We start from the raw sequence: 23,636 nt of genomic DNA on the forward strand, positions 1-23,636 counted from the left end.
AGCTTACGTACAAGACAATGTTTGCGGTAGATTGATAAAAAAGAATCAGCGTTCCATTAACAGGACAATACAGATGCAGGATCTCAACGATCTGTGGTATTTCGTGCAGGTAGTGGATAACGGGGGATTTTCTCCGGCCAGCCGCGCGATTGGCATTCCTAAATCCCGGCTTAGCCGTCGTATTGCGCTGCTTGAAGAAAGGTTGGATACCCGACTCATCCAGCGTTCAACACGCAGTTTTACCGTGACCGAGGCCGGGCAGATTTTTTATCGTCACTGCAAGGCAATGATGATCGAGGCAGAGGCGGCGCAGGAAGCGATTGACACATTGCGGGCGGAACCTCGCGGACTGATTCGTCTGACGTGTCCGATTACGCTATTACACGTTCATATCGGCGATATGCTGGCGCGATTTATGTCGCTTTATCCGCAGATAACGGTACAGCTTGAAGAAACCAATCGTCAGGTTGATGTGCTTAATGAGAACGTTGATATCGCGATTCGCGTACGCCCGCTTCCGCTGGAAAACAGCGATCTGGTGATGCGTAAACTGGCCGATCGCAGCATGTGTCTGGTAGCCAGCCCCAAACTTATTGAACGCTTTGGGCATCCGGCTTCCCCGGCCGATCTCCAGCACTGGCCGAGCCTCGCCTTAAGCAAGCCGCAGCAGGTTTATCGTTGGTGTTTGTACGGCCCGGATAATCAGGAAGTTATCCTGCACCACAGCCCCCGCTTTATCACCACGGACATGATTGCGCTACGCAGCGCAGCGGTAGCCGGAGTCGGCATTGTGCAGTTGCCTTTACTGATGCTCAAAGAACAGATTGCGGCGGGAACGCTGGTACATTTGCTGCCGGAGTGGCGAACCAGACGGGAGATTATTCACGCAGTATTTCCGTCCCGACGCGGCCAGTTACCGGCGGTCAGAGCGCTGATTGATTTTCTGGTGGAGCGCTACGGGGAGTTTGAGGAGGAGTGAGTTTTGAGTGTTTTTATGTCGAATGACGCTGCGCTTATCCGACCTACAAACCACAAAAAGACAAAACCATTTCCCTAAATAATTCGCGTTGCAGGTAGGCGGCAAGTGAGCAAATCCCCAGGAGCTTACATAAGTAAGTGACTGGGGTTTGTGAGTGCAGCCAACACCCCTGCAACACGAAGTATGACGGGAAAATTAGAATGGCATTTTAAAGCCCGGTGGCAGTTGCATCCCGTTGGACACGCCAGCCATTTTCTCTTTCTGCGCTTCGCCGATACGACGAGCTGCATCGTTGAAAGCCGCGGCAACCAGGTCTTCAACCATCTCTTTGTCGTCTTCCATCAGGCTCGGGTCGATTTCCACGCGGCGGCAGTTGTGCGCGCCGTTGATAGTGACTTTTACCAGGCCCGCGCCGGATTCGCCAGTGACTTCCAACTGAGCGATTTCTTCCTGAACCTGGGCCATTTTTTCCTGCATCTGCTGGGCTTGCTTCATCAGGTTACCCAGACCGCCTTTTCCAAACATAATCTTCTCTCTTTCGCTCGGGCCGCCTAATCGCAAGATACGGTTAGCGGCTATCAGGGTTTACAACAGACCGGTTGCGCCGGTCCGTCAAATAGGGCGAATGCTGTCTTCATCCAGGTCCGCATCAAAGAAACGACGCAGCGTCTGAATATTAGTATCAGCGCTCATTGACTCTCTTGCCTGCGCCAGCTTCTCTTCGTAGATAGCCTGACGCCACTCCAGCGGCGTACGTTGCGCCTGATTATCATCTTCAATAATAGTCAGTTCAACGGATTCCCCGCTGAAGATACTTATTGCTTCCATCAGCGCTTTTTGTGCTGAAGGGGAATTCAGATGACGCTGGCTGGAACGCAGATGCAGGCAGATTCGATTGCCATCCTGCTCTTTCCAGGCGTTGAGCGCCAGTTGCTGAACCAGTTTTGGCAGCACCAGTTGGTTAATTTCTGCCGCCCATGCATCACGTTCAATCGCTTCCTGCGCAAGCTTTTGTGCAAGCTCAGGGGTTTTCTCGTGTTCCAGTGCGCGCTTAAGCGCCTTCGGCGTGGCAACCGGCTCAGCCGCTTCTTCGGTGATGATTTGTGACTTCCAGCGATAGGCTTCCGGCTTTTGCTCAGGCTTTTCCTGCGCGGCTGCGGCCGGGCGAGACTGTATACGCTCGCTAACCGATGCAAGACGCTCCAGCGCGGTGTTTTTTGCCGGCCGCGCTAGATTTGGCGCTGCCGGCTCACTCTTTTTTGCTTTGTTGGCTCCCTGCTGGCGCATTAGCTGTGTGCGCGCCTGCAGCACCTGGCTTGTGGTGTCCGGCAACGGGGTTTCGCTTTGCCCTGGAGGCGACGAAGCCTGTTTAACCGGCGGAGGCGATCCCGGATTGACTACCGGAATGCTTGTAGCCTGGCGAGTCTGTTCGGGTTCCGGCATCGGTTTACGCGGATGGAATGCCAGAGCTCGCAGCAGCGTCATTTCAATGCCCATACGGCGATCCGGCGCCCACGACAGCTCTTTGCGGCCAATCAACAGCGTTTGATAATAAAGCTGAACTTCCGCAGGCGGCACGGTGCGGGCGAGCTCACGCATGCGTTGTTCAATAGCCGCCATGTCGCTGCCCAAAGCAGACGGCGACAGTTGCACCATCGCCACGCGATGCAGCAGGCTGAGCATTTCCACCAGCAGCGCTTCCCACTCCACGCCACGTGCGGCGGCATCGCCCAGTAGCGCCATCACGCGCTGCCCGTCGGCACCGGCCATCGCTTCAATGAGGGAAAGCGCCTGGTCGTCGTCCAGCGTTCCCAGCATGGTGCTCACCGAAGCGGTGGTCACCTGTCCGTCACCGCTGGCAATGGCCTGATCGGTGAGGCTTAGCGCATCGCGCAGGCTGCCGTCTGCGGCGCGAGCCAGCAGTTGCAGAGCGCGCGGCTCGCTGGATATTTTCTCTTCCCCAAGAATATGTTCCAACTGATGGCGGATCTGTTCGACATCCAGCGCTTTCAGGTGGAATTGCAGGCAGCGAGAAAGAATGGTGACCGGCAGCTTTTGCGGATCGGTGGTCGCCAGCAGGAATTTTACGTGCGGAGGCGGTTCTTCGAGCGTTTTTAATAGCGCGTTAAAGCTGTGGCGGGAAAGCATGTGCACTTCATCGATGAGATAGACTTTAAAGCGGCCACGCGCTGGCGCGTACTGAACGTTATCCAGTAAATCGCGCGTATCTTCCACTTTAGTGCGCGAGGCGGCGTCGATTTCAATCAGATCGACAAAGCGTCCTTGTTCGATTTCGCGGCAGTTATCACACACGCCGCAAGGCGTGGCGGTGATGCCGGTTTCACAATTCAGTCCTTTCGCCAATAGTCGGGCGATGGAGGTTTTCCCCACGCCGCGAGTCCCGGAAAAGAGATAAGCGTGGTGAATTCGGCCCAGCGACAAACCATTAGCCAGCGCGGTCAGCACGTGTTGCTGGCCGACAACATCAGCAAAAGTTTGTGGGCGCCATTTGCGGGCTAAGACCTGGTAGCTCATTCTCAGATTGGCTTCTTGATCGCGGGAAAGGTGAATTTGAGGGGTAATGCTAACATAAGCCTCACCCGATGGGCGAGGCTTGAGATTGCTGACAAAGAAGGAAAAAGCGTGATTTTTCTTTCTTTGTGGTTATCTGCCGAAAATCAATAAATTGATTTTCCTGTTTATTTGTAAGGACCCACTTACTCGTATTAAAGCCTCATCAAGCTTGAGTCACTCAGTGGCCCGGGAACGGCACCAGGCAGTAGCTTTTCACGCCCATTTTCTCAAGGCGCTGCTCGCCGCCGATATCAAACAGATTGATGATAAAGGCCGCATCGGTCACTTCCCCGCCCAGACGGCGGATCAGTTTAACCGTGGCTTCAATAGTGCCGCCGGTTGCCAGCAGATCGTCCACCACCAGAACTTTATCGCCCGCCTGGATCGCATCAACGTGGATTTCAAGCTGATCGGTGCCGTATTCCAGCTCGTAGCTTTCCGCGATGGTTTCACGCGGCAGTTTGCGCGGTTTACGAACCGGGACAAAGCCAACGCCCAGCGCCAGAGCAACAGGCGCGCCAAACAGGAAGCCTCGTGCTTCGGTACCCACCACTTTGGTGATGCCGGCGTCTTTAAAGCGCGCGACCAGTAATTCGATGCTGGTCGCGTAAGCTTTCGGATCTTCCAGCAAACTGGTAACGTCACGAAACAGAATGCCCGGTTTTGGGTAATCAGGAATGCTTTTGATGCTATTTTTCAGATACTCAAGCTGCTGCGCAGTCGCGGTCATAAGTAATGCCTGCTAAAAACATGAAACTCACAGAGCGCGTTGCAGGTTCAGATGAACCGCTGTTTAACGATTAATCAGCCGCACCCGTGCTCGAAAACGGTCGAATTTACTGGCTGGCGCGGACATTTGCAACCCGCACCTTTGCCGTTCAGGGTTTTTGTTGCTTTTCGTCAACAACCGGCATGCGCCACATATAGATAAGCAAAGCGCACATCATCATCAACAAGAATAGCCGCACCCATAATATGTTGACCAGATAAAGGGATACGGCAAAAGTTATCGCGATAAAAATCATCGCCTTCGGTTTTGCGCCCGGCGGCAAAGCGCGGTGCTTTTGCCAGTGGCGTAAATAGCCGCCGAACCAGGAGCGATAAAGTAGCCAGTGGTGAAAGCGAGGGCTTGAGCGCGCAAAACACCAGGCGGCGAGCAGTAAGAACGGCGTGGTAGGCAGTAACGGAAGCACTACGCCGAACGTCGCAAGGACTACCGCCAGCCAGCCGATGATGATTAAAATAGTCCTTTGCATACCCATTCCCGGAATAAACTGGCGCGAAAATCGCGCTGCCACTGGAGAGTCATTTTGTGAAAACCGCTTCGCTCTTACAAGCCCTTGATGCACGCGTCGCGGAACTGGCAGCAGCTATTGAGCCGTTGTCTTTGCAGCGCACGTCGCAGGCTCGCTTCGATAAAAAGCTTTTTACAACGCACAGTACGCAATTAAAAGATTATCTCGCCGAGGCTCAGGCGAATCTCGCTCAACTTCAGCTTAGCGTGAAAACCGGTAAAACGGAGCAGGTTGCCTTTGTCGCCGAAAGACTGGTCGCGCAAATTGCCGCGCTCACGCGGGAACTGGCCACGTGGAAAATGCGCGCCAGCGAACCGCAAAAACCAGCCCCGGAAAATCTCTACGAAAAACTCTCAACCCATCAGGATTACGAACGCCGTTTGCTGTCGATGATAAGCGATCGTGAAAGCAAGCTGGGCGTACAAACGACGCTAAGCGCTCAACAGCAACTCCAGCGGGAAATCGCCGCCCAGGAAGGGCGCCTGCAACGCTGCCGTCAGGCTATCGCCCGCATAGAACGGGCCATTGAACGCAGGGAGCGTGGACTGGGTTAGCTATACTGAAATTATTATTTACCGTTCAGGGGAAAAAGATGGGACTACTAACCTGGGTAATTATTGGCGTACTGGTGGGGATTGCGATGAATCGTCTGCGTCCTGCTTCCGGCGGCGGTTTTGCCGTTGCGCAGCTCTTAGCCGTAACGGGCGCGTTAATTGGCGGTTATGTCTGCGCCGTGTTTAATATAGGCACGCTGGCGACCCTTGAACCTACATCATTGTTGGCTGCGCTGGCCGGTTCGCTGCTGTTTCTTTTTGTCTTTCGCAAACTACGGATGTCATAAATGTCGCTGGATAACGCCCCGGATGAGGTCAAACTGGCCGTCGATTTAATTATGCTACTTGAACAGCATGAGCTACCGACGCCAACCGTTCTTAGCGCGCTGGAAATAGTGCGTCAGGATTTTTTGCGCAAGCTTCGCGAAGAAGAAAATAGTTAACCGGAACCAGACGATTTTACTCAGGCAGGCTGCGTAAAGTCGGGCAGAACTGGAACATTTCCAGCAATATTGAGACGTGATCTTTCGCCTGAGCGTACAAATCAAAGCTGTCCGGGGCGACAAGCCAGTTTTCAATCAGGCCTGTAATATAGCTGCGCAGCACGGTAACCGCGTGGGAGAGACGTAAATTGGTGGGTAAGGAACCGGCGTCAATACAGCGCTGAAGGCTTGTTTCAATGCGCTCGTTGCCTTCCATATAAAGGGTGCGTCTGGCCTGTTGCAAAACCGCCATTTCGCCAACAAATTCACATTTGTGGAAAATGATCTCCGTCATTAATCGACGCCTTTCTTCAGTGACGGTGGCCTGCAATATGTAAATAAGCAACTCTCTGACAACGCAGAGTGGATCGTCGGGAAATTTTGCCCGATACTCAGTTTCTAAATCACCAATACTGGATTCAGTTAGCTCCCAGATTTCATTAAATAAATCCGACTTATTTTTAAAGTGCCAATATATTGCACCACGGGTGACGCCGGCCGCTTTGGCGATATCCGCCAGAGACGTGGCGGAAACGCCCTGTTTTGAAAACAAGCGAATGGCCACATCAAGTATATGTTGGCGGGTTTCGAGGGCTTGTTGTTTGGTTTTTCGTGCCATATGTCGGTGAATTTACTGGAGTCAGATTTACATACATTTGTGAATGTATGTACCATAGCACGACGATAATATAAACGCAGCAATGGGTTTGTGGACATTTGATCCATTGAACAACTTTGAAATCGGACACTCGAGGTTTACATATGAACAAAAACAGAGGGTTTACGCCTCTGGCGGCCGTTCTGATGCTTTCAGGCAGCTTAGCGCTTACAGGATGTAACGACAAAGAGACCCAGCAGAGTGCGCCGCAAGCCCCGGAAGTGGGCGTGGTGACACTGAAAAGCGCGCCTTTACAGATCACAACAGAGCTTCCTGGCCGTACTAGCGCCTATCGCATTGCAGAAGTTCGCCCGCAGGTAAGCGGTATTATCCTGAAGCGTAACTTTGAAGAAGGAAGCGAAATCAAGGCGGGTGTCTCGCTTTATCAAATTGATCCTGCGACCTATCAGGCCGCTTACGACAGCGCCAAAGGCGATCTCGCAAAGGCCCAGGCCAGCGCGAACATTGCTCAGGTGACGCTTAAGCGTTATCAGAAACTGTTAGGCACCAAATACATTAGTCAACAAGACTACGACACCGCTCTTGCCGATTCACAGCAGGCAAATGCTGCCGTTGTGGCTGCGAAAGCCGCCGTTGAAACGGCTCGTATTAACCTGGCTTATACCAAAGTGACTTCTCCTATCAGCGGACGCATCGGCAAATCTTCCGTAACCGAAGGGGCGCTGGTGACCAGCGGACAGACCAACGCGTTGTCTACCGTTCAGCAACTCGACCCTATATATGTCGATGTTACTCAATCCAGCAATGATTTCCTGCGCCTCAAGCAGGAGCTGGCCGAGGGCAAACTGAAACAGGAAAACGGCAAAGCGAAAGTCCAGTTAGTGACCAACGACGGCCTCACCTATTCGCAGGAAGGTTCTCTGGAATTCTCCGATGTGACTGTCGATCAGACCACCGGCTCAATCACGCTGCGTGCCATCTTCCCTAACCCGGATAAAACTCTGCTGCCAGGTATGTTCGTACGAGCAAAACTGGAAGAAGGCGTTAACCCGAACGCATTGCTGGTGCCTCAGCAAGGCATAACTCGTACTCCGCGCGGCGATGCATCCGCGATGGTTGTGGGTAAGGACGACAAAGTAGAAGTACGTCAGTTGAAAACTTCTCAGGCGATTGGCGATAAGTGGCTGGTAACCGACGGGTTGCAGACTGGCGATCGCGTTATCGTAACCGGTTTGCAGAAAGTGAAACCCGGTGTTCAGGTGAAAGCGCAGGAGATCGCGGCAGAAAATAACGGTCAACAGCAGCAAGCCGCAGGCGCGCAGTCCGAACAAACGAAGTCTTAACTTAAACAGGAGCCGTTAAGACATGGCTAAGTTTTTTATCGATCGCCCCATTTTTGCCTGGGTTATCGCCATCATAATTATGTTGGCGGGCGGGCTTGCGATCATGAAATTGCCTATCGCGCAATATCCAACTATTGCGCCTCCGGCAATCACGATCTCAGCAACCTACCCTGGTGCGGATGCTAAAACGGTACAGGATACCGTTACACAGGTTATCGAACAGAACATGAACGGTATCGACGGACTGTTATATATGTCCTCGACCAGTGATTCCTCTGGTACCGTGCAGATAACCATTACCTTTGATTCAGGCACAGATGCCGACATTGCTCAGGTTCAGGTGCAGAACAAACTGCAACTGGCGATGCCGCTGTTACCGCAGGAAGTGCAGCAGCAAGGGGTGAGCGTTGAGAAATCTTCCAGTAGCTTCCTGATGGTTGTCGGGGTTATCAACACCGACGGCAGCATGACGCAGGAAGATATCTCGGATTACGTCGGCGCCACCATGAAAGACCCGATTAGCCGTACCAACGGCGTCGGCGATGTGCAGCTATTTGGTGCGCAATACGCGATGCGTATCTGGATGGATCCTAACAAACTTAACAACTTCCAGCTTACGCCGGTAGATGTTATCGCTGCCATTAAAGCGCAGAACGCCCAGGTCGCGGCCGGTCAGCTAGGCGGTACGCCGCCGGTGAAAGGTCAGCAACTGAACGCCTCTATCATTGCGCAAACGCGTCTGAAATCTGCGGATGAATTCAGTAAAATTTTACTGAAAGTGAATCAGGATGGTTCACGCGTGCTGCTTAAAGATGTGGCAAAAGTTGAGCTCGGCGGCGAGAACTACGACGTTATCGCGCGCTTCAACGGACAACCTGCATCCGGTTTGGGTATCAAACTGGCAACCGGCGCAAACGCCCTTGATACCGCTGACGCCGTTCGTCAGTCCATTGCCAAGATGGAGCCGTTCTTCCCGGCCGGCCTGAAGGTTGTTTATCCCTACGACACCACGCCATTCGTTAAAATCTCCATTAACGAAGTGGTGAAAACCCTCGTCGAAGCGATCGTGCTGGTGTTCCTGGTCATGTATCTGTTCCTGCAAAACTTCCGTGCCACGCTAATCCCAACGATTGCGGTACCGGTGGTCTTGTTAGGCACCTTCGCCATTCTTGCCGCCTTTGGCTATTCGATAAACACCCTGACGATGTTCGGTATGGTGCTTGCGATAGGCCTGCTGGTGGATGACGCCATCGTGGTGGTGGAAAACGTCGAGCGCGTGATGGTGGAAGAAGGCTTGCCGCCAAAAGAAGCCACACGTAAATCGATGGGGCAAATTCAGGGCGCGCTGGTCGGTATCGCGATGGTGCTGTCGGCGGTATTTATTCCGATGGCGTTCTTCGGTGGTTCGACCGGTGCAATCTACCGCCAGTTCTCCATTACTATCGTTTCGGCAATGGTGCTGTCCGTACTGGTGGCGATGATTCTGACGCCTGCTCTGTGCGCAACCATGCTCAAACCGATTGCTAAAGGCGATCACGGTGAGAAGAAGGGTTTCTTCGGTTGGTTTAACCGCATGTTCGACAAGAGCACGCACCACTACACCGACAGCGTAGGTAATATTCTGCGCAGTACCGGGCGTTATTTGCTGCTCTATCTGCTGATCGTAGTCGGCATGGCCTTTCTGTTTGTTCGTCTGCCAAGCTCCTTCTTGCCGGATGAAGATCAGGGCGTATTCCTGACCATGGCTCAGCTCCCTGCGGGCGCCACTCAGGAACGAACCCAGAAAGTGCTTGATGAAGTTACCAAATACTACCTGGAAAACGAGAAAGACAACGTTAACTCCGTCTTTACCGTTAACGGCTTTGGTTTCTCGGGTCGTGGGCAAAACACCGGTCTGGCGTTCGTTTCACTGAAAGACTGGGGCGAGCGCGCCGGGGAAGAGAATAAAGTACCGGCTATCGCAGGCCGGGCCAGCGGCTACTTCTCACAAATCAAAGATGCGATGGTGTTTGCGTTTAACCTGCCAGCGATCGTTGAGTTAGGTACCGCAACAGGGTTCGACTTCCAGCTTATTGACCAGGCAAACCTCGGCCATGACAAGCTGACTCAGGCTCGTAACCAGCTATTTGGCGAAATTGCGAAACATCCTGACCTGTTAGTCGGCGTACGTCCGAACGGCCTGGAAGATACGCCACAGTTCAAAGTGGATATCGACCAGGAGAAAGCGCAGGCGTTAGGCGTTTCTATCAGCGATATCAACACCACGCTGGGTGCCGCATGGGGTGGTAGCTACGTTAACGACTTCATCGACCGTGGCCGCGTGAAGAAAGTTTATGTGATGGCCGATGCGCCATTCCGTATGCTTCCGCAGGATATTAACGAGTGGTATGTACGCGGTACTTCCGGTCAAATGGTGCCTTTCTCATCCTTCGCAACCGCGCACTGGGAATACGGTTCGCCGCGTCTGGAACGTTACAACGGTCTGCCATCCATGGAAATCCTTGGTCAGGCGGCACCGGGTAAGAGTACCGGTGAAGCCATGAACATGATGGAAGAGCTGGCGAGCAAACTGCCTACGGGTATTGGCTACGACTGGACGGGCATGTCCTATCAGGAACGTCTCTCCGGTAACCAGGCTCCGGCACTGTATGCCATCTCGTTAATCGTGGTATTCCTGTGTCTGGCCGCACTGTATGAGAGCTGGTCGATTCCGTTCTCCGTTATGCTGGTTGTTCCGCTGGGGGTATTCGGCGCGCTGTTGGCTGCAACCTTCCGCGGCCTGACCAACGACGTGTACTTCCAGGTAGGCCTGCTGACAACCATTGGGCTGTCGGCGAAGAACGCGATACTTATCGTTGAATTCGCCAAGGATCTGATGGAGAAAGAAGGCAAAGGTCTGGTTGAAGCCACTCTTGAAGCCGTACGTATGCGTCTGCGTCCGATCCTGATGACCTCACTGGCGTTTATCCTCGGGGTTATGCCGCTGGTTATCAGCTCTGGCGCGGGCTCCGGCGCACAGAACGCCGTAGGTACAGGGGTTATGGGCGGGATGATTACCGCAACCGTCCTTGCAATCTTCTTCGTGCCGGTGTTCTTTGTGGTAGTGCGTCGCCGTTTCAGCCGTAAGTCTGAAGATATTGAACATACGCATCCGGTTGAGCATCACCAGTAACCTACTAAATATATTATTAAAAGGCCGCGCAAGCGGCCTTTTTTATGATTAATAACCCTGGCGTCTACAAGTTAATATATAAGCATTATTGGTGGGTATTCTTACGATTGATTTCAAAATGTTGCGGAATACTTTATTCCTGCCAGGAAAATATTAAGCAGGCTTTATCTTAAATTTTCTTTTGCAGAGCATAAAATTAACGTACATACTTATTAATTGAGATTATTCCTAAGGTCCGGATTTTAAGAATTTAATTTAACATTCGTCCCCTTTACCGGCGTTAAGCTTTTGATATTAGCTCCGCTTGCCGCTTGCATTAAGCCATTCCGCCTACCAGGAAAAAACCTAATTTCATACGAAAGCATTAACTGACCGCGAGCTTAGCCATAAAAATACAGTGGAATTGTAATTTTTAGTAATAGCGCGAGGAAATCTTAATCAGATTGATTTATAGTGAAGGCATATGAAATAATCGCTGGAAATGCTCCCCACCTCTTCAAGGTGTGTCCACCCCACGCATTACGTTTTATCAAATTTTCTTCGATAAAAGGGGCTGCATTATGGACGAATACTCACCAAAACGGCATGATATAGCGCAGCTTAAATTCTTATGCGAGAATCTGTATCATGATTGTCTGGCCAACCTGGGAGAGAGTAATCATGGTTGGGTTAACGATCCTACGTCAGCCATTAACCTGCAGTTAAATGATTTGATTGAGCACATTGCTGCCTTTGCGCTTAATTACAAGATAAAGTATGACGACGAAAGCAAATTGATTGAACAAATAGACGAATACCTGGACGACACCTTTATGCTTTTTAGCAACTACGGCATCAATGCTCAGGACCTGCAGAAATGGCGTAAATCGGGGAATCGATTGTTCCGGTGTTTTGTCAGTGAGAGCCGCGCTAACCCGGTAAGCCTCTCCTTTTAAAAAATATTACAAATACTTAAGGTGAATTTATGACAACTAAACCCTTAACGAAGACCGATTATTTGATGCGTCTACGACGTTGCCAAACAATTGATACGTTAGAACGAGTAATTGAAAAGAATAAATATGAATTATCTGACAATGAACTGGCGGTATTTTATTCAGCAGCCGATCATCGCCTTGCAGAACTTACAATGAATAAACTTTACGATAAGATCCCACCTTCTGTATGGAAATTTATTCGTTAATATCCCGAAACTTTATTGCTTACTTTTAGCGCACCGACCCGGATTTTCCTGATTGCCATGTTAAGGCGAAATAACCCTAATTTCTGGTTGTTTCACGCCGTTGACATGGCTGACGTTCATTCCGCGATCGCTCTCTGAAATGCTCAATCCTCTGACCTGTGCCTGATAACCCAAAAATGTGATCGTACGCACAGAGAGGGAACGTTCCCAATCCCTGCGATGCGTTTTCGTTTACGGTTAAGACTTCCAGCCTTAACAGACAAGAGTGCGCAATAATGAACGAAGCTCAGAGTGAAGAAAAACGCAAGATGATTGCAGGCGAACTCTATCGCCCCGCAGACGAACAACTGCATGCCGATCGTGTAAAAGCCCGTCATCTGGTTCATCGCTACAACCATACCGCTCCGGACGAAAGCGCCGTGCGTAAAGAGTTGTTAACCCAGCTATTAGGCTGTAGCAGTGATGCTTACATTGAACCCTCGTTCCGCTGCGATTACGGCTACAACATTTTCCTGGGACAAAACTTCTACGCTAATTTTGACTGCGTGATCCTTGATGTCTGTCCGGTACACATTGGCGATAACTGTATGCTCGCCCCGGGCGTGCACATTTATACCGCAACCCACCCGCTGGATGCCCTGACGCGTAACAGCGGCGTTGAATTCGGCAAGCCGGTGACAATTGGTCATAATGTGTGGATTGGCGGACGAGCGGTAATTAATCCGGGCGTCACCATCGGCAACAATGTTGTGATAGGTTCAGGCTCCGTTGTCACTAAAGATATTCCCGCGAACAGCGTGGTCGCCGGAAACCCAGCGCGAATCATCAAAACGCTCTGAATGTGACGCGGCACGGCTAACTGTTATGGTTAATTTTGCCTAATCTGTTACTTTTTTGCCGGTTGGCGACTTCTTAAAATAGCGTCGTCACTTTTGTGGCATTTGTGACTTACCCGAAATCAGAAGGCTCCCCATGACCGAAATCCAGCGCCTGCTTAACGATACGATTGAACAGCTAAACATCGCCGAGAAGCGTGATAATCACCCGCGGTTTAGTATCAGCTTTATTCGTAAACATCCGGGTTTGTTTATTGGCATGTGGGCGGGCTGGTTCGCCACGCTCATCGTGATGATGCAGTCCGACACCCTGGCGGGCTCGGTATGGTTGCTGGTTGTGCTTTTCGCCCTGCTTAACGGCTTCTTCTTTTTCGACGTTAATCCGCGCTACCGCTACAGCGACATTGACGTGCTGGATTTGCGGGTTTGCTATAACGGCGAATGGTACAACACGCGCCACGTGCCGCCGACGCTTATCGATAATATTCTGCAATCCCCACGCGTGGATGCACAGCAAAAATCGCTACTGCAAAATATGATTACCCGCAAAGGAGAACTGTCTTTTTATGACGTCTTCTCCTTGTCCCGCGCTTAAAAAGTTCCTGTTGCCCGGCAGGCCGACCCTGGGCCTGATACCATCTCCCAGAGTCGCCCGCTATTAACGTTTTTTCTTCCTGCCCTGCACCGCTTTAAAACGCGGGTTGCTTTTGCAAATCACGTAGACTCTTCCCTTGCGCTTCACAATCTGGCAATCCGGGTGCCGCAACTTTGCGCTGCGTAATGAACTCAGTACTTTCATGTTCTATGCCTCCTTGCCGAAAAAGCGACCAAAACGCTGCTGGAAGCGCGCCGGACTGCCCTCTTTCTCAAAGGTTCTCTGCTTGCCGGTGTAATGCGGATGGGAAGCGGAGGACACCTCGATGGTGATATACGGGTAAGTCTGGCCGTCCAGTTCAATTTCACGGTCGGTCTTAATAGTTGAACCCACTTTAAAATACTCATTGGCGCTGGTGTCGTGGAAAACCACGGTGCGGTAGTAAGGATGGATATCGCGTTTCATTGCCTTTACCTCGATACGTTATAACATAACAATACGGTAAAAGATGAGCGTCAAAAATGCAAGCGGGATTACGAGCGGGATAACAAAGTAAAAAGCGGGCACATCGAAATGCGCCCGTAGAGATTAGAGTTTAAAGCTGGCGACAACGCGCTCAAGCTGCTGAGTTTGTTCGGACATTGATAAAGAAGCGGAAGAAACCTGCTGAACCAGAGTCGCATTCTGCTGGGTGGTATTGTCCAGTTGATTAATCGCCACGTTAACCTGTTCGATGCCGGTGCTTTGTTCACGGCTGGAAGACATAATCTCCCCCATCAGCGTGGTGACGTTACGCACGCCCTGCATCAGCTCATCCATAGTGCTGCCCGCCTGGGTAACCAGGTCGGTACCCAGATTAACGTTGTTTACGGAGGTTTCAATCAGCGCCTTAATTTCACGCGCCGATTGCGCCGAACGCTGCGCCAGATTACGCACTTCTGCCGCAACCACCGCAAAACCACGACCCTGTTCGCCCGCTCGTGCCGCTTCAACCGCTGCGTTAAGCGCCAGAATATTAGTCTGGAAGGCGATGCTGTCGATAACGCCGATAATATCCACCACCTTGCCGGATGAGCTCTGGATCGCGTTCATGGTAGTCACCACCTGCTTCACCACTTCCCCGCCCTTGACGGCGACGCTTGAGGCTTCGTGCGCAAGTTCGTTTGCATGAGCCGCGTTATCCGCGTTCTGGCGAACAGTGCTGGTTAACTCTTCCATCGAAGCTGCGGTTTGTTCGATGGAGCTGGCCTGCTCTTCGGTTCGCGCCGAAAGATCCTGATTGCCGGTCGCAATCTGATGCGAAGCGGAGGTAATAGCACGTGCGCTATCGCCGACCTGGCGAAGCATATTCTGCAGATGCGAAATCACATCGTTAAAACTGTTGATGATAGCGTTGAATTCCGGACTGCTGGTTGGCTCCAGGCGCTGCGTTAAATCCGCGCCGCCGGCAGAAAGACGGCTGATATTTTTATTCAGATCCGCAAGACGGCGCATAAAGCTGCGAATAAACAACACCAGCACGCCAAGCAACAGCAGCGCCATTGGGATCTGCACCATGCTCAAACGCATCATAATGGTATCCGTCTGTTTGGTCAGAAGCGCCGTTGGCAAATCCACCGCGAGGAGCCACGGGCTGCCCTTAATCGCCTGCAGCATAACGGTGTGCGAAGTGCCGTTGTTATCGTACTCCCGCTCGCTATCCTGAGAAGCGTCAAAACCAGGCAGGATCTCCTGCACAGCTTTAGCCATCGGCACCGCGCCGCTCATATCCGACAGATTCTTCAGGCTCGCGGTTTTGCCGATTTGTTCGGCGTTCCCCACCACTTTGCCATCGGCCTCAATAATCAGCACCTGGCCCTTAATTCCCTCGCCCATCTGCTGCGCAAGCTGGTTAAAGAAACCCAGCGTCACGTCAATGGTCGCCACTCCCCACGGCTGGCCGTCTTTGGCTATGGCCATTGCGCAGTTAGTACGCGGCTGCGGGCTGGCGTCATCCTGGTAAGCTTTCGCCCAGGCGCACTGTCCGGCAGGAGAAGCGAGCCCTGATTTATACCAGACCTGCTCGTAATAATTAGGCGCCTCGTCGGAATTCCAGTAGGTGTTTTCTTCCAGCCTGCCGCCGGCGTTACGGGCAAAGAAAGTGCTGAACTTATTGCGCCCGGCTTCTCGTTTCTCCGCCAGCGGCCAGATGCCGCCGCCAAAGACATTCACATCCTGATACTGATCCACAAGAGAAGGCAGCAAGCGGTCGATATCCTCGCTTTGCATAGTGGCGACCGACTGCGTAATGCTGCGCATTTGCGCCTGCACGCGGTTCATCTGCTCAACGATATTTACCGCAACGTTCCCTACCTGGTAACGAATGAGCTGTGTTTCGTTACGCTTGATCTGCGGCGTGACGAAATAGTGAATAACCAACGAGGTAATAATCGTAAGTAACGCGAAGAAAAGACATAACGAAGTGATAAAGCGTGATTGTGTAGTTTTAAGCATAGCGGTGACACCCGGTGGCAAAAGCGAAGCGCTTGCTGTTGTCTACGGCTAACCCGCGGCAAACTTGAACGTTTAATCCATGTCGCGCCGCCTTAAAGGTAACGCTGCGAAATTAATTTTTAGTGAAATCCGGAACATAACTAAATCTTTTGAAACATTTAGACACACTTTCTTCATTAGCTAAAACGCGCAAATGCTTAGACCCCCGTCACGTCATAACTTAGAAAATAACAATATTGGGCGACGCAAAAGGCTTGCGGCAATGTTTAACCCATAAGCTGAACGCCATTACACGTTGAAAGGAAAACATCATGATGCTGCGCTGTTGTTGTGCCAAACCGTCAGACCGCGAACCCAATATTTCTCACTTGACCGGAGTCCAAAATGAGCACAACTTCCAACCCGGCGCTGCCGATACTCGACCTTTCACAGCTTGACGGCAGCGCAACCGATCGCGTCGCCTTCCTCAGCCAGCTTCGCCACGCCGCACGTGAAATCGGCTTTTTCTACCTGATTAATCACGGTGTAAGCCCGGACCTGCAGCAGGCGGTTCAGGACGAAGCCCGCCGGTTCTTTGCCCTGCCCGATGCCGAAAAGCAAAAGGTTGCGATGATTCATTCGCCCCATTTTCGTGGTTATAACCGCGCCGCCAGTGAATTAACCCGTGGCAAGCCAGACTGGCGCGAACAGTTTGATTTGGGAGCCGAACGTCCGGCTTTGCCGGTGGGTCAGAACGAACCAGGCTGGCATCGTCTGCAGGGGCCAAACCTGTGGCCGGAATCGCTTCCTGAACTCAAGCCAACGCTCCTGCAATTTCAGCGGGAAATGACCGCCGTGGCGCTCAAACTGTTGCGCACCTTTGCCGAAGCGCTGGCGCTGCCAGAAGACAGTTTCGATCCGCTTTATGGCAGCAAACCGAACGAACATATCAAGCTGATTCGCTATCCGGGGCAGCAATCCACGGTGGGCGACCAGGGCGTGGGCGCGCATAAAGATTCCGGCTTCCTGAGCTTTCTGCTGCAGGACCAGCAAAAAGGATTACAGGTCGAAGTCACCCCGGATAACTGGGTTGATGCCGTACCGCTACCCGGCAGCTTTGTGGTGAATATCGGTGAGCTGCTGGAACTGGCAACTAACGGCTACCTGCGCGCTACCGTGCATCGCGTCGTCTCGCCGCCGCCGAACGAAGAGCGCCTGTCCATCGCGTTCTTCCTCGGCGCGCAGCTTGATGCGGTGGTGCCGGTCTACGCCCTGCCTCCTGAACTTGCGCGCGAAGCGCACGGCCCGGAGAGCGATCCGCGCAACCCGCTGCTGCGCGATGTGGGCTGGAACTACCTGAAAGGCCGCCTGCGCTCCCATCCGGACGTGGCGGAACGTTATTACCCGGACGTGCTGCGTAACAGCGCAGAATTAATCGCTTAATACTAATAAGGAAAAATCCATGAAACATGCCTCTTTTAAACTGGCAGGTATTGCGCTGTCTTTGACTCTGGCTTTCAGCGCACACGCAGCGGAAACATTGCGCATCGCCGCCGATCCGGTGCCGCACGCCGAGATCCTCGCCTTTGTGCAGAAACTCGATCCCAATCTGAAACTAAAAATCGTCGAACTCAGCAACGGCGTTAACGCTAACGAACTGCTGGCGAACGGCGACGTAGACGCCAACTATTTCCAGCACGTGCCTTATTTACGCGATCAGGAAAAAGCGTTGGGTAAAAGCTTCAGCGTCGCCGCGACGGTGCATATCGAACCGCTGGGTATTTACTCTCATAAATATAAAGATCTGAAATCGGTGCCGGAAAACGCCACCATCGCGCTGCCTAATAACGTCACCAATCTTAGCCGCGCGCTTTATCTGTTGCAGGACAAAGGGCTGATTACGCTCAAGCCGGAATTTAAAGACGCCTCGCAAAATCAGGCCACGCCGAAGGACATCGCCAGCAATCCGAAGAATCTGAAGATTATTGAGATTGAAGCGCCACAGTTGCCGCGTTCACTGGACGATGTGGATCTGGCCGTGATTAACGGCAACTACGCGCTGGAAGCCGGATTAACGCCTGCTAAAGATTCCCTGGGGCTGGAAAGCGCTACGCATAACCCTTACGCCAATATCCTCGTTACGAATCCGGATCTTGCTAACGATCCGCGCATCAAAGAGCTGGCGAAAGATTTAGAGTCTCCGCAGGTGGCCGCGTTTATCCGTAAGCAGTTCAACGGTTCGGTGATCCCGGTGGCAGCGCCTCAGTCATGATTACCCTTGAGCGGCTGAGCAAAGTGTATGCCGGAGAAGGCCAACCGGCGCTGGATAACATCTCCCTGAGCGTGCCCGATGGCGCAATCTACGGCATTCTCGGGCGCAGCGGCGCCGGGAAAAGCACCTTGATTCGCTGTCTCAACTTACTGGAGCGGCCAACGGAGGGCCGCATCATCATGGACGGTAAAGAAATCACTACGCTCACCCAGCGCGAACTGCGTCGGCATCGTCAGCGCACCGGGATGGTCTTTCAGCATTTCAACCTCATTCACGCCCGCAACGTGGCGGATAACATCGCCGTGCCGCTGGAAATCGCCGGACAACCCCGCGCGGCACGTGAACGGCGCGTCGCGGAACTGCTGGAACTGGTTGGCTTATCCGACAAAGCCCACGCCTTCCCTTCCCAGCTTTCGGGCGGGCAAAAACAGCGCGTGGGGATTGCCCGCGCGCTTGCCGCACATCCCAGTATTCTGCTTTGCGATGAAGCCACCAGCGCATTAGATCCGGAAACCACCGCCTCGGTGCTGGCGCTGCTGGCGGACATCAACCGCAAGCTCGGTTTAACCATCGTGCTGATTACCCACCAGTTGGAAGTGGTGAAAGCCATTTGCGATCACGCCGCCCTGCTGGAAAAAGGCAGGCTTATTGAAAGCGGCCCGCTGGCAGATTTGCTGGTTAATCCCGGCTCGCGCCTGCGCCGCGCATTGCTGCCGGATCGCGAAGCGGAACAGGCATTTTTACGTCGTCACGGAGTGGAAGGAATGAAATTATGCGAAGTCGCTTAGCCTGGGAAGACCTGTGGCCGCTGCTGCTCGACGGCACGCTCGACACGCTTTATATGGTGGGCCTGGCGGCACTGTTTACCGTGCTTATCGGCCTGCCCCTCGGCGTGCTGCTGTTTGTCACACGCCGCGACGGCGTTCTGCCCGCGCCGCGTACTAATCAGATTCTTGGCAGCATCGTGAACGTTGGCCGCTCGCTGCCGTTTATCGTGCTGCTGATTGCCCTGATCCCTTTCACAAGAATTATTATTGGCACCACGCTTGGCAGCACCGCTGCTGTCGTGCCCATTACCATTGGCGCATTTCCGTTTTTCGCCCGCGTGGTGGAAAGCGCCCTTGATGAAGTGGATAAAGGCCGCATCGAGGCCATTCTTTCAATGGGCGGCAACGCCTGGCATGTAATAGGCAAAGTGTTGCTGCCGGAAGCGCTACCCGCGTTGCTCGCGGGCATCACGCTCACGGTGGTTATGCTGATTGGCTTTTCATCGATGGCGGGCGTCATCGGCGGCGGCGGGCTGGGGGATTTAGCTATCCGCTACGGCTATCAGCGCTTCAATAACCAGGTCATGATCGGCACCGTGGTGATTCTGATTGTCATGGTGCAACTGGTACAAAGCGTGGGCGACAGGCTGGTCAGACGCCTGGCGCACCGACGATAATTCACTGCCTCGCGATAAACGACGCCAGCATCGCTGCATCGGGAGCCGCGGCAACCGCACCTTTATGCGTGGTCGCCAGCGCTCCGCATGCGGAGGCCTGAGTCAGTAAGCTGGCAAGTTCGCGTGGCGTTGAAGGCATGCCCAGCCGGGCAATTCCGGCCAGCAAACCCGCCATAAACGCATCCCCCGCCCCGGTGGTATCAATGCTGTCCACCACAAAACCGGCATAGGCGTAACGTTTATCCTGCCAGATAGCTACGCCGCCCTTTTCTCCCTGCGTCACAAGCTTAAGGGCCGCCGGATAAGCGCGTAACGCCTCCAGCGCTTCGTTAACCGTCGCGGTTTGCGTAAGCCATAGCGCTTCTTCTTCGGAGAGTTTCAGCACGTCGGCCTGCCGGGCAAAAGCGTCCACGGCATCAAACATAACCTGCGGATCGGCCCACTGCTGAGCACGCAGATTCACATCAAAACTCACCAGCCCGTCCGCCTGATGCAGGCGTGTAATCGCCTCGCTGACGGTGTGGCGACATTGTTCCGCCACCAGAGCCAGCGAGCAGTAATGAAGCAAATCCGCGCCAAACTCCGGCAAAGCAGCGGGACTCAGAAACTGATCCGCAGAAGGATTCACCAGAAATGTAAATTCTCGTTCGCCTTTCTCCGCAAGGGTTACCACCACAGTACTGGTGCGATAGCGCTCATCGACTTCCATATGCCGGGTATCAACGCCGAACTGCAGCAAAGTACGGCGCATAAACTTACCAAAGGGGTCGTCTCCCACGCGGCCGATAAAACCGCTTTCAAGCCCCAGGCGCGAAGCCCCCACCGCCACATTGACCGGCGCGCCGCCGGCACAGGCCTCGAACCGCATTCCTTCCAGCGGCAGCAGATCCACCACCGCATCACCCAGCGACCAGATTTTCATTGTCTCTCCTGTCATCAATGCCATTCCGCGTAGCAAACTCTGCTTTTGCCGTTTTTCTAAGTATGCCATTTCGATCACAAACTTTAATTGTTAACGTTAACAAATGGAATTAACATCACATTTTTGCATTTACAGCTCTTTTCATGTCACAAAGTTAACGTTAACAATTTAGCCAGATTCTTCTAAGAGACGGCACACATGGCATTCATCACACGCAAACAACATCATTATCTGGTTCTGAGCGGACTGCTGTTCACGTTCTTCTGGACCTGGTCTTCGGCCTTTTCTCTGATCTCGCTGTGGCTGAACCAAAAAATCGGGCTGAGAGGCGCTGAAACCGGGATTATTTTTTCAATAGTCGCCTTTACCGCCCTTTGCGCGCAGCCGCTGTACGGCTTTTTGCAGGACAAACTCGGGCTGCGTAAAAATCTGCTCTGGCTGATTGGCGGTTTACTCCTCGCCAGCGGGCCGTTCTTCGTTTTCGTGTGCACGCCGTTACTGCGTTTCCATATCCTGCCGGGTGCGGTAAGCGTCGGCCTGTATGTGGGCGCCACGTTCTTTGCTGGCATCGGCGCGCTGGAGTCTTATACCGAACGCGTCAGCCGCATCGTCGGGTTTGAATATGGCAAATCCCGCATGTGGGGTTCGCTGGGCTGGGCGGGCGCGACGTTTATTGCCGGCATGCTGTTTAACCTCGATCCCAATCTGAATTTCTGGATGGGCAGCGTTTCCGCCTGTCTGTTCCTGGGGCTGCTGTGGTGGATGCGCGAAGTGCAGCCCAACGCCCTGAACGAGCTCGAATTCGGCAAAAGCAACGCGCTTACCATTAGCGATGCGTTTGGTTTGTTAAAGCTGCCAAACTTCTGGGCGCTGGTGGTCTTTGTCTGCGGCGTCAGCGTCTATAACGTTTACGACCAGCAGTTCCCGGTCTATTTTGCCTCGCTGTTCCACAACGTGCAGCGCGGCAACGAAATGTTCGGCTTCCTCAACTCTTTCCAGGTCTTTCTGGAGGCGGGCGGTATGTTCCTGGCCCCGCTGCTGGTCAACAAAATCGGCGCCAAACGCGGCCTGCTGCTGAGCGGACTTATCATGGCGTTGCGCATTTTTGGCTCCGGCATGGCAAGCGACACGCTGACCATTTCGTTGATGAAACTGCTTCACGCGGTCGAACTGCCCATCCTGCTTATCGCGATGTTCAAGTACATCACCACCCAGTTCGATCAGCGCCTGTCCGCCACGCTCTATCTGGTCGGTTTCCAGTTCATCACCTCAATCTGCGCCACCGTGCTTTCACCGCTTGCCGGTCGCGGCTATGACCAGATGGGCTTTGCCGACACCTACATGATCATGGCGGCGCTGGTGCTATCGCTGACCCTGATATCAAGCATGTTATTGCGGGGAGATAAACCGCAAAACGACCTGCCTTCTTTAAATCTGACAACCAGGTAATCAACATGACACAACATCTTGCCCGGGCGATGCACGCCCTGGAAGCCAACCAGGCCAGTCGTGGCAGCCACTTTTACCCGCGCTTTCATCTCGCGCCGCCGGCTGGCTGGATGAACGATCCCAACGGCTTGATTTTCCATAACAACCTTTATCACGCTTTCTACCAGCACCATCCGTTTGATGAAAGCTGGGGGCCGATGCACTGGGGCCACGCTACCAGCCCGGACATGGTGCGCTGGCAGCATCAACCCATTGTGCTGGCCCCGGGCGATGAATGGGACCGCGACGGCTGTTTCTCAGGCAGCGCGGTGGATGATAACGGCGTGCTGTCGCTGATTTATACCGGGCATATCTGGCTTAACGGCCAGGGAGACGACAGCGCCATCCGCCAGGTACAGTGTCTCGCCACCAGCCAGGACGGCATCCATTTTGAAAAACAGGGCGTGGTATTAACGCCGCCGGAAGGCTTTATGCATTTCCGCGATCCGAAAGTCTGGCAGGAGGATGGAAGCTGGTGGATGGTCATCGGCGCCCGGGACGACAGCGATCGAGGCCAGGTGCTGCTTTATCGCGGCGCTTCGCTGCGCGACTGGCAACTGGATCGCATTCTTGCGAAAGCCGAACCGGGCATGGGCTACATGTGGGAATGCCCGGACTTTTTCGCAGTCGGCAACGCGCATTACCTCCTCTTTTCTCCCCAGGGGATCCAGGCCTGCGGCTATCACAACCGCAACCTTTTCCAGAGCGGTTATCTGCGCGGATGCTGGCGGCCGGGCCAGGATTTTATTCAGAATGGAGACTTCATCGAGATGGACTGCGGGCACGATTTTTATGCTCCGCAGTCATTTCTTGCGGGCGACGGGCGCAGAATCGTGATGGGCTGGATGGACATGTGGGAATCCCCTATGCCGTCCAAACGCGAAGGCTGGGCGGGTTGCCTGACGCTGCCCAGAGAAATTACGGCGGATGCTCAGGGGCGGTTACGCCAGACGCCGATTCACGAACTGATGTCCCTGCGAGGAACGGAACATCCCGTTCTGCCCTGCATACTGGAAAACCAGCGCCAGAGCCTGCTGGACTGCGCGCAGGCAATGGAGCTTGAGCTAAACTGGGACTGCTGCGAAAGCCACGCGGAACGCTACGGGCTACGCCTGGGAGCCGGGTGCGAACTGTTTGTTGACAGCCAGTCCCGCCGCCTGGTGCTGGCCCGCCGTTATCCCGATGAACAGCTCAACGGCGACCGCAGCGTGCCGCTGCCGGAAAGGGGCGATCTCCGCCTGCGAATTTTTATCGACCGTTCATCCATTGAGGTATTTGTTAACGAAGGAGAATACTGCCTGAGCAGCCGGATTTATCCGCAGCAGGATAGACAGTTACAGTTGTTTGCCGACCACGGCCGCGCGCTTTGTCGCGGCGGCTCGTTGTGGATGCTTAACGACATCTGA

The 23,636-nt window shown here is 53.4% G+C and carries 25 protein-coding genes and 1 other annotated feature; of the genes, 16 read left to right on the forward strand and 9 right to left on the reverse strand.

The features are described from left to right. Nucleotides 1-73 precede the first annotated feature (73 nt). The gene (locus MUA00_RS07725) at nucleotides 74-979 is read left to right on the forward strand and encodes a LysR family transcriptional regulator (RefSeq protein WP_271122519.1); all 906 of its coding nucleotides are present in this window, start codon (nucleotides 74-76) and stop codon (nucleotides 977-979) included. 195 nt (nucleotides 980-1,174) lie between these two features. Here the strand turns inward: MUA00_RS07725 and MUA00_RS07730 are convergent, their stop codons facing one another. The 4 genes from MUA00_RS07730 to MUA00_RS07745 all read right to left on the reverse strand — a co-directional run bounded on the left by MUA00_RS07730 (nucleotide 1,175) and on the right by MUA00_RS07745 (nucleotide 4,809). After that, nucleotides 1,175-1,504 carry a YbaB/EbfC family nucleoid-associated protein gene (locus MUA00_RS07730; RefSeq protein ID WP_167612259.1) on the reverse strand — a complete coding sequence of 110 codons (330 nt, stop codon included), beginning with the start codon at nucleotides 1,502-1,504 and terminating at the stop codon, nucleotides 1,175-1,177. A gap of 87 nt (nucleotides 1,505-1,591) precedes the next feature. After that, nucleotides 1,592-3,514: a DNA polymerase III subunit gamma/tau gene (dnaX, locus tag MUA00_RS07735; protein WP_271122520.1), complete on the reverse strand. Its 1,923-nt coding sequence runs from the start codon at nucleotides 3,512-3,514 to the stop codon at nucleotides 1,592-1,594. Next, nucleotides 2,195-2,259 (reverse strand) — a sequence feature (DnaX frameshifting element). Its footprint overlaps the gene before it by 65 nt. Before the next feature lie 217 nt (nucleotides 3,515-3,731). Then, nucleotides 3,732-4,283 carry an adenine phosphoribosyltransferase gene (gene apt / locus MUA00_RS07740; RefSeq protein ID WP_271122521.1) on the reverse strand — a complete coding sequence of 184 codons (552 nt, stop codon included), beginning with the start codon at nucleotides 4,281-4,283 and terminating at the stop codon, nucleotides 3,732-3,734. Between the two features lie 148 nt (nucleotides 4,284-4,431). After that, complete coding sequence (locus MUA00_RS07745; RefSeq protein WP_271122522.1) at nucleotides 4,432-4,809, reverse strand: DUF454 family protein; 378 nt, start codon at nucleotides 4,807-4,809, stop codon at nucleotides 4,432-4,434. Between the two features lie 56 nt (nucleotides 4,810-4,865). Here MUA00_RS07745 and priC point away from each other — a divergent pair, with 56 nt between their 5' ends. Genes priC through rsmS form a run of 3 tightly spaced genes read left to right on the forward strand, consistent with a single transcriptional unit; the run spans nucleotide 4,866 to nucleotide 5,845 of the window. Continuing rightward, entirely contained in the window at nucleotides 4,866-5,402 is a 537-nt protein-coding gene (gene priC, locus MUA00_RS07750; protein ID WP_271122523.1) for a primosomal replication protein, read from the forward strand. A gap of 38 nt (nucleotides 5,403-5,440) precedes the next feature. Further along, nucleotides 5,441-5,689: a GlsB/YeaQ/YmgE family stress response membrane protein gene (locus MUA00_RS07755; RefSeq protein ID WP_271122524.1), complete on the forward strand. Its 249-nt coding sequence runs from the start codon at nucleotides 5,441-5,443 to the stop codon at nucleotides 5,687-5,689. Further along, complete coding sequence (gene rsmS / locus MUA00_RS07760; protein ID WP_271122525.1) at nucleotides 5,690-5,845, forward strand: pleiotropic regulatory protein RsmS; 156 nt, start codon at nucleotides 5,690-5,692, stop codon at nucleotides 5,843-5,845. A gap of 16 nt (nucleotides 5,846-5,861) precedes the next feature. Here the strand turns inward: rsmS and acrR are convergent, their stop codons facing one another. Continuing rightward, the gene (acrR, locus tag MUA00_RS07765; protein ID WP_271122526.1) at nucleotides 5,862-6,503 is read right to left on the reverse strand and encodes a multidrug efflux transporter transcriptional repressor AcrR; all 642 of its coding nucleotides are present in this window, start codon (nucleotides 6,501-6,503) and stop codon (nucleotides 5,862-5,864) included. Nucleotides 6,504-6,646: 143 nt separating this feature from the next. Between acrR and acrA the strand changes: the two genes are divergently transcribed. The 6 genes from acrA (at nucleotide 6,647) to MUA00_RS07795 (ending at nucleotide 13,632) form a co-directional block, all read left to right on the forward strand. Then, a complete protein-coding gene (gene acrA, locus MUA00_RS07770; protein WP_271122527.1) occupies nucleotides 6,647-7,846 on the forward strand; it encodes a multidrug efflux RND transporter periplasmic adaptor subunit AcrA in 1,200 nt (399 codons plus the stop codon). Nucleotides 7,847-7,868: 22 nt separating this feature from the next. Beyond that, nucleotides 7,869-11,018, forward strand: a complete 3,150-nt coding sequence (gene acrB, locus MUA00_RS07775) for a multidrug efflux RND transporter permease subunit AcrB (protein ID WP_271122528.1) — start codon at nucleotides 7,869-7,871, stop codon at nucleotides 11,016-11,018. A 560-nt stretch (nucleotides 11,019-11,578) separates the two neighbouring features. Then, nucleotides 11,579-11,953: an Hha toxicity modulator TomB gene (gene tomB / locus MUA00_RS07780; RefSeq protein ID WP_271122529.1), complete on the forward strand. Its 375-nt coding sequence runs from the start codon at nucleotides 11,579-11,581 to the stop codon at nucleotides 11,951-11,953. A gap of 29 nt (nucleotides 11,954-11,982) precedes the next feature. After that, on the forward strand, nucleotides 11,983-12,201 hold the full coding sequence (locus MUA00_RS07785; protein ID WP_121265420.1) for an HHA domain-containing protein: 219 nt from the start codon (nucleotides 11,983-11,985) through the stop codon (nucleotides 12,199-12,201). Nucleotides 12,202-12,476: 275 nt separating this feature from the next. Then, nucleotides 12,477-13,040 carry a maltose O-acetyltransferase gene (gene maa / locus MUA00_RS07790; protein ID WP_271122530.1) on the forward strand — a complete coding sequence of 188 codons (564 nt, stop codon included), beginning with the start codon at nucleotides 12,477-12,479 and terminating at the stop codon, nucleotides 13,038-13,040. Nucleotides 13,041-13,173: 133 nt separating this feature from the next. Beyond that, the gene (locus MUA00_RS07795) at nucleotides 13,174-13,632 is read left to right on the forward strand and encodes a YlaC family protein (protein ID WP_271122531.1); all 459 of its coding nucleotides are present in this window, start codon (nucleotides 13,174-13,176) and stop codon (nucleotides 13,630-13,632) included. Between the two features lie 63 nt (nucleotides 13,633-13,695). Here the strand turns inward: MUA00_RS07795 and ykgO are convergent, their stop codons facing one another. The 3 genes from ykgO to MUA00_RS07810 all read right to left on the reverse strand — a co-directional run bounded on the left by ykgO (nucleotide 13,696) and on the right by MUA00_RS07810 (nucleotide 16,125). Next, nucleotides 13,696-13,836 (reverse strand): type B 50S ribosomal protein L36, encoded by a 141-nt coding sequence (gene ykgO, locus MUA00_RS07800; protein WP_271122532.1) that lies wholly within the window; start codon nucleotides 13,834-13,836, stop codon nucleotides 13,696-13,698. A 3-nt stretch (nucleotides 13,837-13,839) separates the two neighbouring features. Then, nucleotides 13,840-14,097: a type B 50S ribosomal protein L31 gene (locus MUA00_RS07805; RefSeq protein WP_167612220.1), complete on the reverse strand. Its 258-nt coding sequence runs from the start codon at nucleotides 14,095-14,097 to the stop codon at nucleotides 13,840-13,842. A gap of 123 nt (nucleotides 14,098-14,220) precedes the next feature. Further along, entirely contained in the window at nucleotides 14,221-16,125 is a 1,905-nt protein-coding gene (locus MUA00_RS07810; RefSeq protein WP_271122533.1) for a methyl-accepting chemotaxis protein, read from the reverse strand. Nucleotides 16,126-16,509: 384 nt separating this feature from the next. On the opposite strand from MUA00_RS07810, the gene MUA00_RS07815 reads away from it, so the two are divergent. The 4 genes from MUA00_RS07815 to MUA00_RS07830 are packed head-to-tail and all read left to right on the forward strand — an operon-like array spanning nucleotide 16,510 to nucleotide 19,820. Next, nucleotides 16,510-17,547, forward strand: coding sequence for an isopenicillin N synthase family dioxygenase (locus tag MUA00_RS07815; protein ID WP_271122534.1), 1,038 nt, complete (start codon nucleotides 16,510-16,512; stop codon nucleotides 17,545-17,547). Nucleotides 17,548-17,566: 19 nt separating this feature from the next. Then, the gene (locus tag MUA00_RS07820) at nucleotides 17,567-18,376 is read left to right on the forward strand and encodes a MetQ/NlpA family ABC transporter substrate-binding protein (RefSeq protein WP_271122535.1); all 810 of its coding nucleotides are present in this window, start codon (nucleotides 17,567-17,569) and stop codon (nucleotides 18,374-18,376) included. Further along, nucleotides 18,373-19,164 carry a methionine ABC transporter ATP-binding protein gene (locus tag MUA00_RS07825; protein WP_271122536.1) on the forward strand — a complete coding sequence of 264 codons (792 nt, stop codon included), beginning with the start codon at nucleotides 18,373-18,375 and terminating at the stop codon, nucleotides 19,162-19,164. Before MUA00_RS07820 ends, MUA00_RS07825 begins: the two co-directional genes overlap by 4 nt. Beyond that, nucleotides 19,149-19,820: a methionine ABC transporter permease gene (locus MUA00_RS07830; protein WP_271122537.1), complete on the forward strand. Its 672-nt coding sequence runs from the start codon at nucleotides 19,149-19,151 to the stop codon at nucleotides 19,818-19,820. Before MUA00_RS07825 ends, MUA00_RS07830 begins: the two co-directional genes overlap by 16 nt. Nucleotide 19,821: 1 nt before the next feature. On the opposite strand, the gene MUA00_RS07835 is transcribed toward MUA00_RS07830, so the two are convergent. Next, on the reverse strand, nucleotides 19,822-20,742 hold the full coding sequence (locus tag MUA00_RS07835) for an aminoimidazole riboside kinase (protein WP_271122538.1): 921 nt from the start codon (nucleotides 20,740-20,742) through the stop codon (nucleotides 19,822-19,824). A 198-nt stretch (nucleotides 20,743-20,940) separates the two neighbouring features. Between MUA00_RS07835 and MUA00_RS07840 the strand changes: the two genes are divergently transcribed. Further along, a complete protein-coding gene (locus MUA00_RS07840) occupies nucleotides 20,941-22,191 on the forward strand; it encodes an MFS transporter (protein ID WP_271122539.1) in 1,251 nt (416 codons plus the stop codon). A 5-nt stretch (nucleotides 22,192-22,196) separates the two neighbouring features. Continuing rightward, entirely contained in the window at nucleotides 22,197-23,636 is a 1,440-nt protein-coding gene (locus tag MUA00_RS07845) for a glycoside hydrolase family 32 protein (protein WP_271122540.1), read from the forward strand.

The sequence above is a fragment of the Dryocola boscaweniae genome, assembly GCF_025215095.1.
In the GTDB taxonomy this organism is placed as follows: domain Bacteria; phylum Pseudomonadota; class Gammaproteobacteria; order Enterobacterales; family Enterobacteriaceae; genus Dryocola; species Dryocola boscaweniae.

Coding starts and splice junctions, on each gene's coding strand:
- MUA00_RS07725 (WP_271122519.1), top strand. CDS start 74: ATGCAGGATCTCAACGATCTGTGGTATTTCGTGCAGGTAGTGGATAAC.
- MUA00_RS07730 (WP_167612259.1), bottom strand. CDS start 1,504: ATGTTTGGAAAAGGCGGTCTGGGTAACCTGATGAAGCAAGCCCAGCAG.
- dnaX (WP_271122520.1), bottom strand. CDS start 3,514: ATGAGCTACCAGGTCTTAGCCCGCAAATGGCGCCCACAAACTTTTGCT.
- apt (WP_271122521.1), bottom strand. CDS start 4,283: ATGACCGCGACTGCGCAGCAGCTTGAGTATCTGAAAAATAGCATCAAA.
- MUA00_RS07745 (WP_271122522.1), bottom strand. CDS start 4,809: ATGCAAAGGACTATTTTAATCATCATCGGCTGGCTGGCGGTAGTCCTT.
- MUA00_RS07755 (WP_271122524.1), top strand. CDS start 5,441: ATGGGACTACTAACCTGGGTAATTATTGGCGTACTGGTGGGGATTGCG.
- rsmS (WP_271122525.1), top strand. CDS start 5,690: ATGTCGCTGGATAACGCCCCGGATGAGGTCAAACTGGCCGTCGATTTA.
- acrR (WP_271122526.1), bottom strand. CDS start 6,503: ATGGCACGAAAAACCAAACAACAAGCCCTCGAAACCCGCCAACATATA.
- acrA (WP_271122527.1), top strand. CDS start 6,647: ATGAACAAAAACAGAGGGTTTACGCCTCTGGCGGCCGTTCTGATGCTT.
- acrB (WP_271122528.1), top strand. CDS start 7,869: ATGGCTAAGTTTTTTATCGATCGCCCCATTTTTGCCTGGGTTATCGCC.
- tomB (WP_271122529.1), top strand. CDS start 11,579: ATGGACGAATACTCACCAAAACGGCATGATATAGCGCAGCTTAAATTC.
- MUA00_RS07785 (WP_121265420.1), top strand. CDS start 11,983: ATGACAACTAAACCCTTAACGAAGACCGATTATTTGATGCGTCTACGA.
- maa (WP_271122530.1), top strand. CDS start 12,477: ATGAACGAAGCTCAGAGTGAAGAAAAACGCAAGATGATTGCAGGCGAA.
- MUA00_RS07795 (WP_271122531.1), top strand. CDS start 13,174: ATGACCGAAATCCAGCGCCTGCTTAACGATACGATTGAACAGCTAAAC.
- ykgO (WP_271122532.1), bottom strand. CDS start 13,836: ATGAAAGTACTGAGTTCATTACGCAGCGCAAAGTTGCGGCACCCGGAT.
- MUA00_RS07805 (WP_167612220.1), bottom strand. CDS start 14,097: ATGAAACGCGATATCCATCCTTACTACCGCACCGTGGTTTTCCACGAC.
- MUA00_RS07810 (WP_271122533.1), bottom strand. CDS start 16,125: ATGCTTAAAACTACACAATCACGCTTTATCACTTCGTTATGTCTTTTC.
- MUA00_RS07815 (WP_271122534.1), top strand. CDS start 16,510: ATGAGCACAACTTCCAACCCGGCGCTGCCGATACTCGACCTTTCACAG.
- MUA00_RS07820 (WP_271122535.1), top strand. CDS start 17,567: ATGAAACATGCCTCTTTTAAACTGGCAGGTATTGCGCTGTCTTTGACT.
- MUA00_RS07825 (WP_271122536.1), top strand. CDS start 18,373: ATGATTACCCTTGAGCGGCTGAGCAAAGTGTATGCCGGAGAAGGCCAA.
- MUA00_RS07830 (WP_271122537.1), top strand. CDS start 19,149: ATGCGAAGTCGCTTAGCCTGGGAAGACCTGTGGCCGCTGCTGCTCGAC.
- MUA00_RS07835 (WP_271122538.1), bottom strand. CDS start 20,742: ATGAAAATCTGGTCGCTGGGTGATGCGGTGGTGGATCTGCTGCCGCTG.
- MUA00_RS07840 (WP_271122539.1), top strand. CDS start 20,941: ATGGCATTCATCACACGCAAACAACATCATTATCTGGTTCTGAGCGGA.
- MUA00_RS07845 (WP_271122540.1), top strand. CDS start 22,197: ATGACACAACATCTTGCCCGGGCGATGCACGCCCTGGAAGCCAACCAG.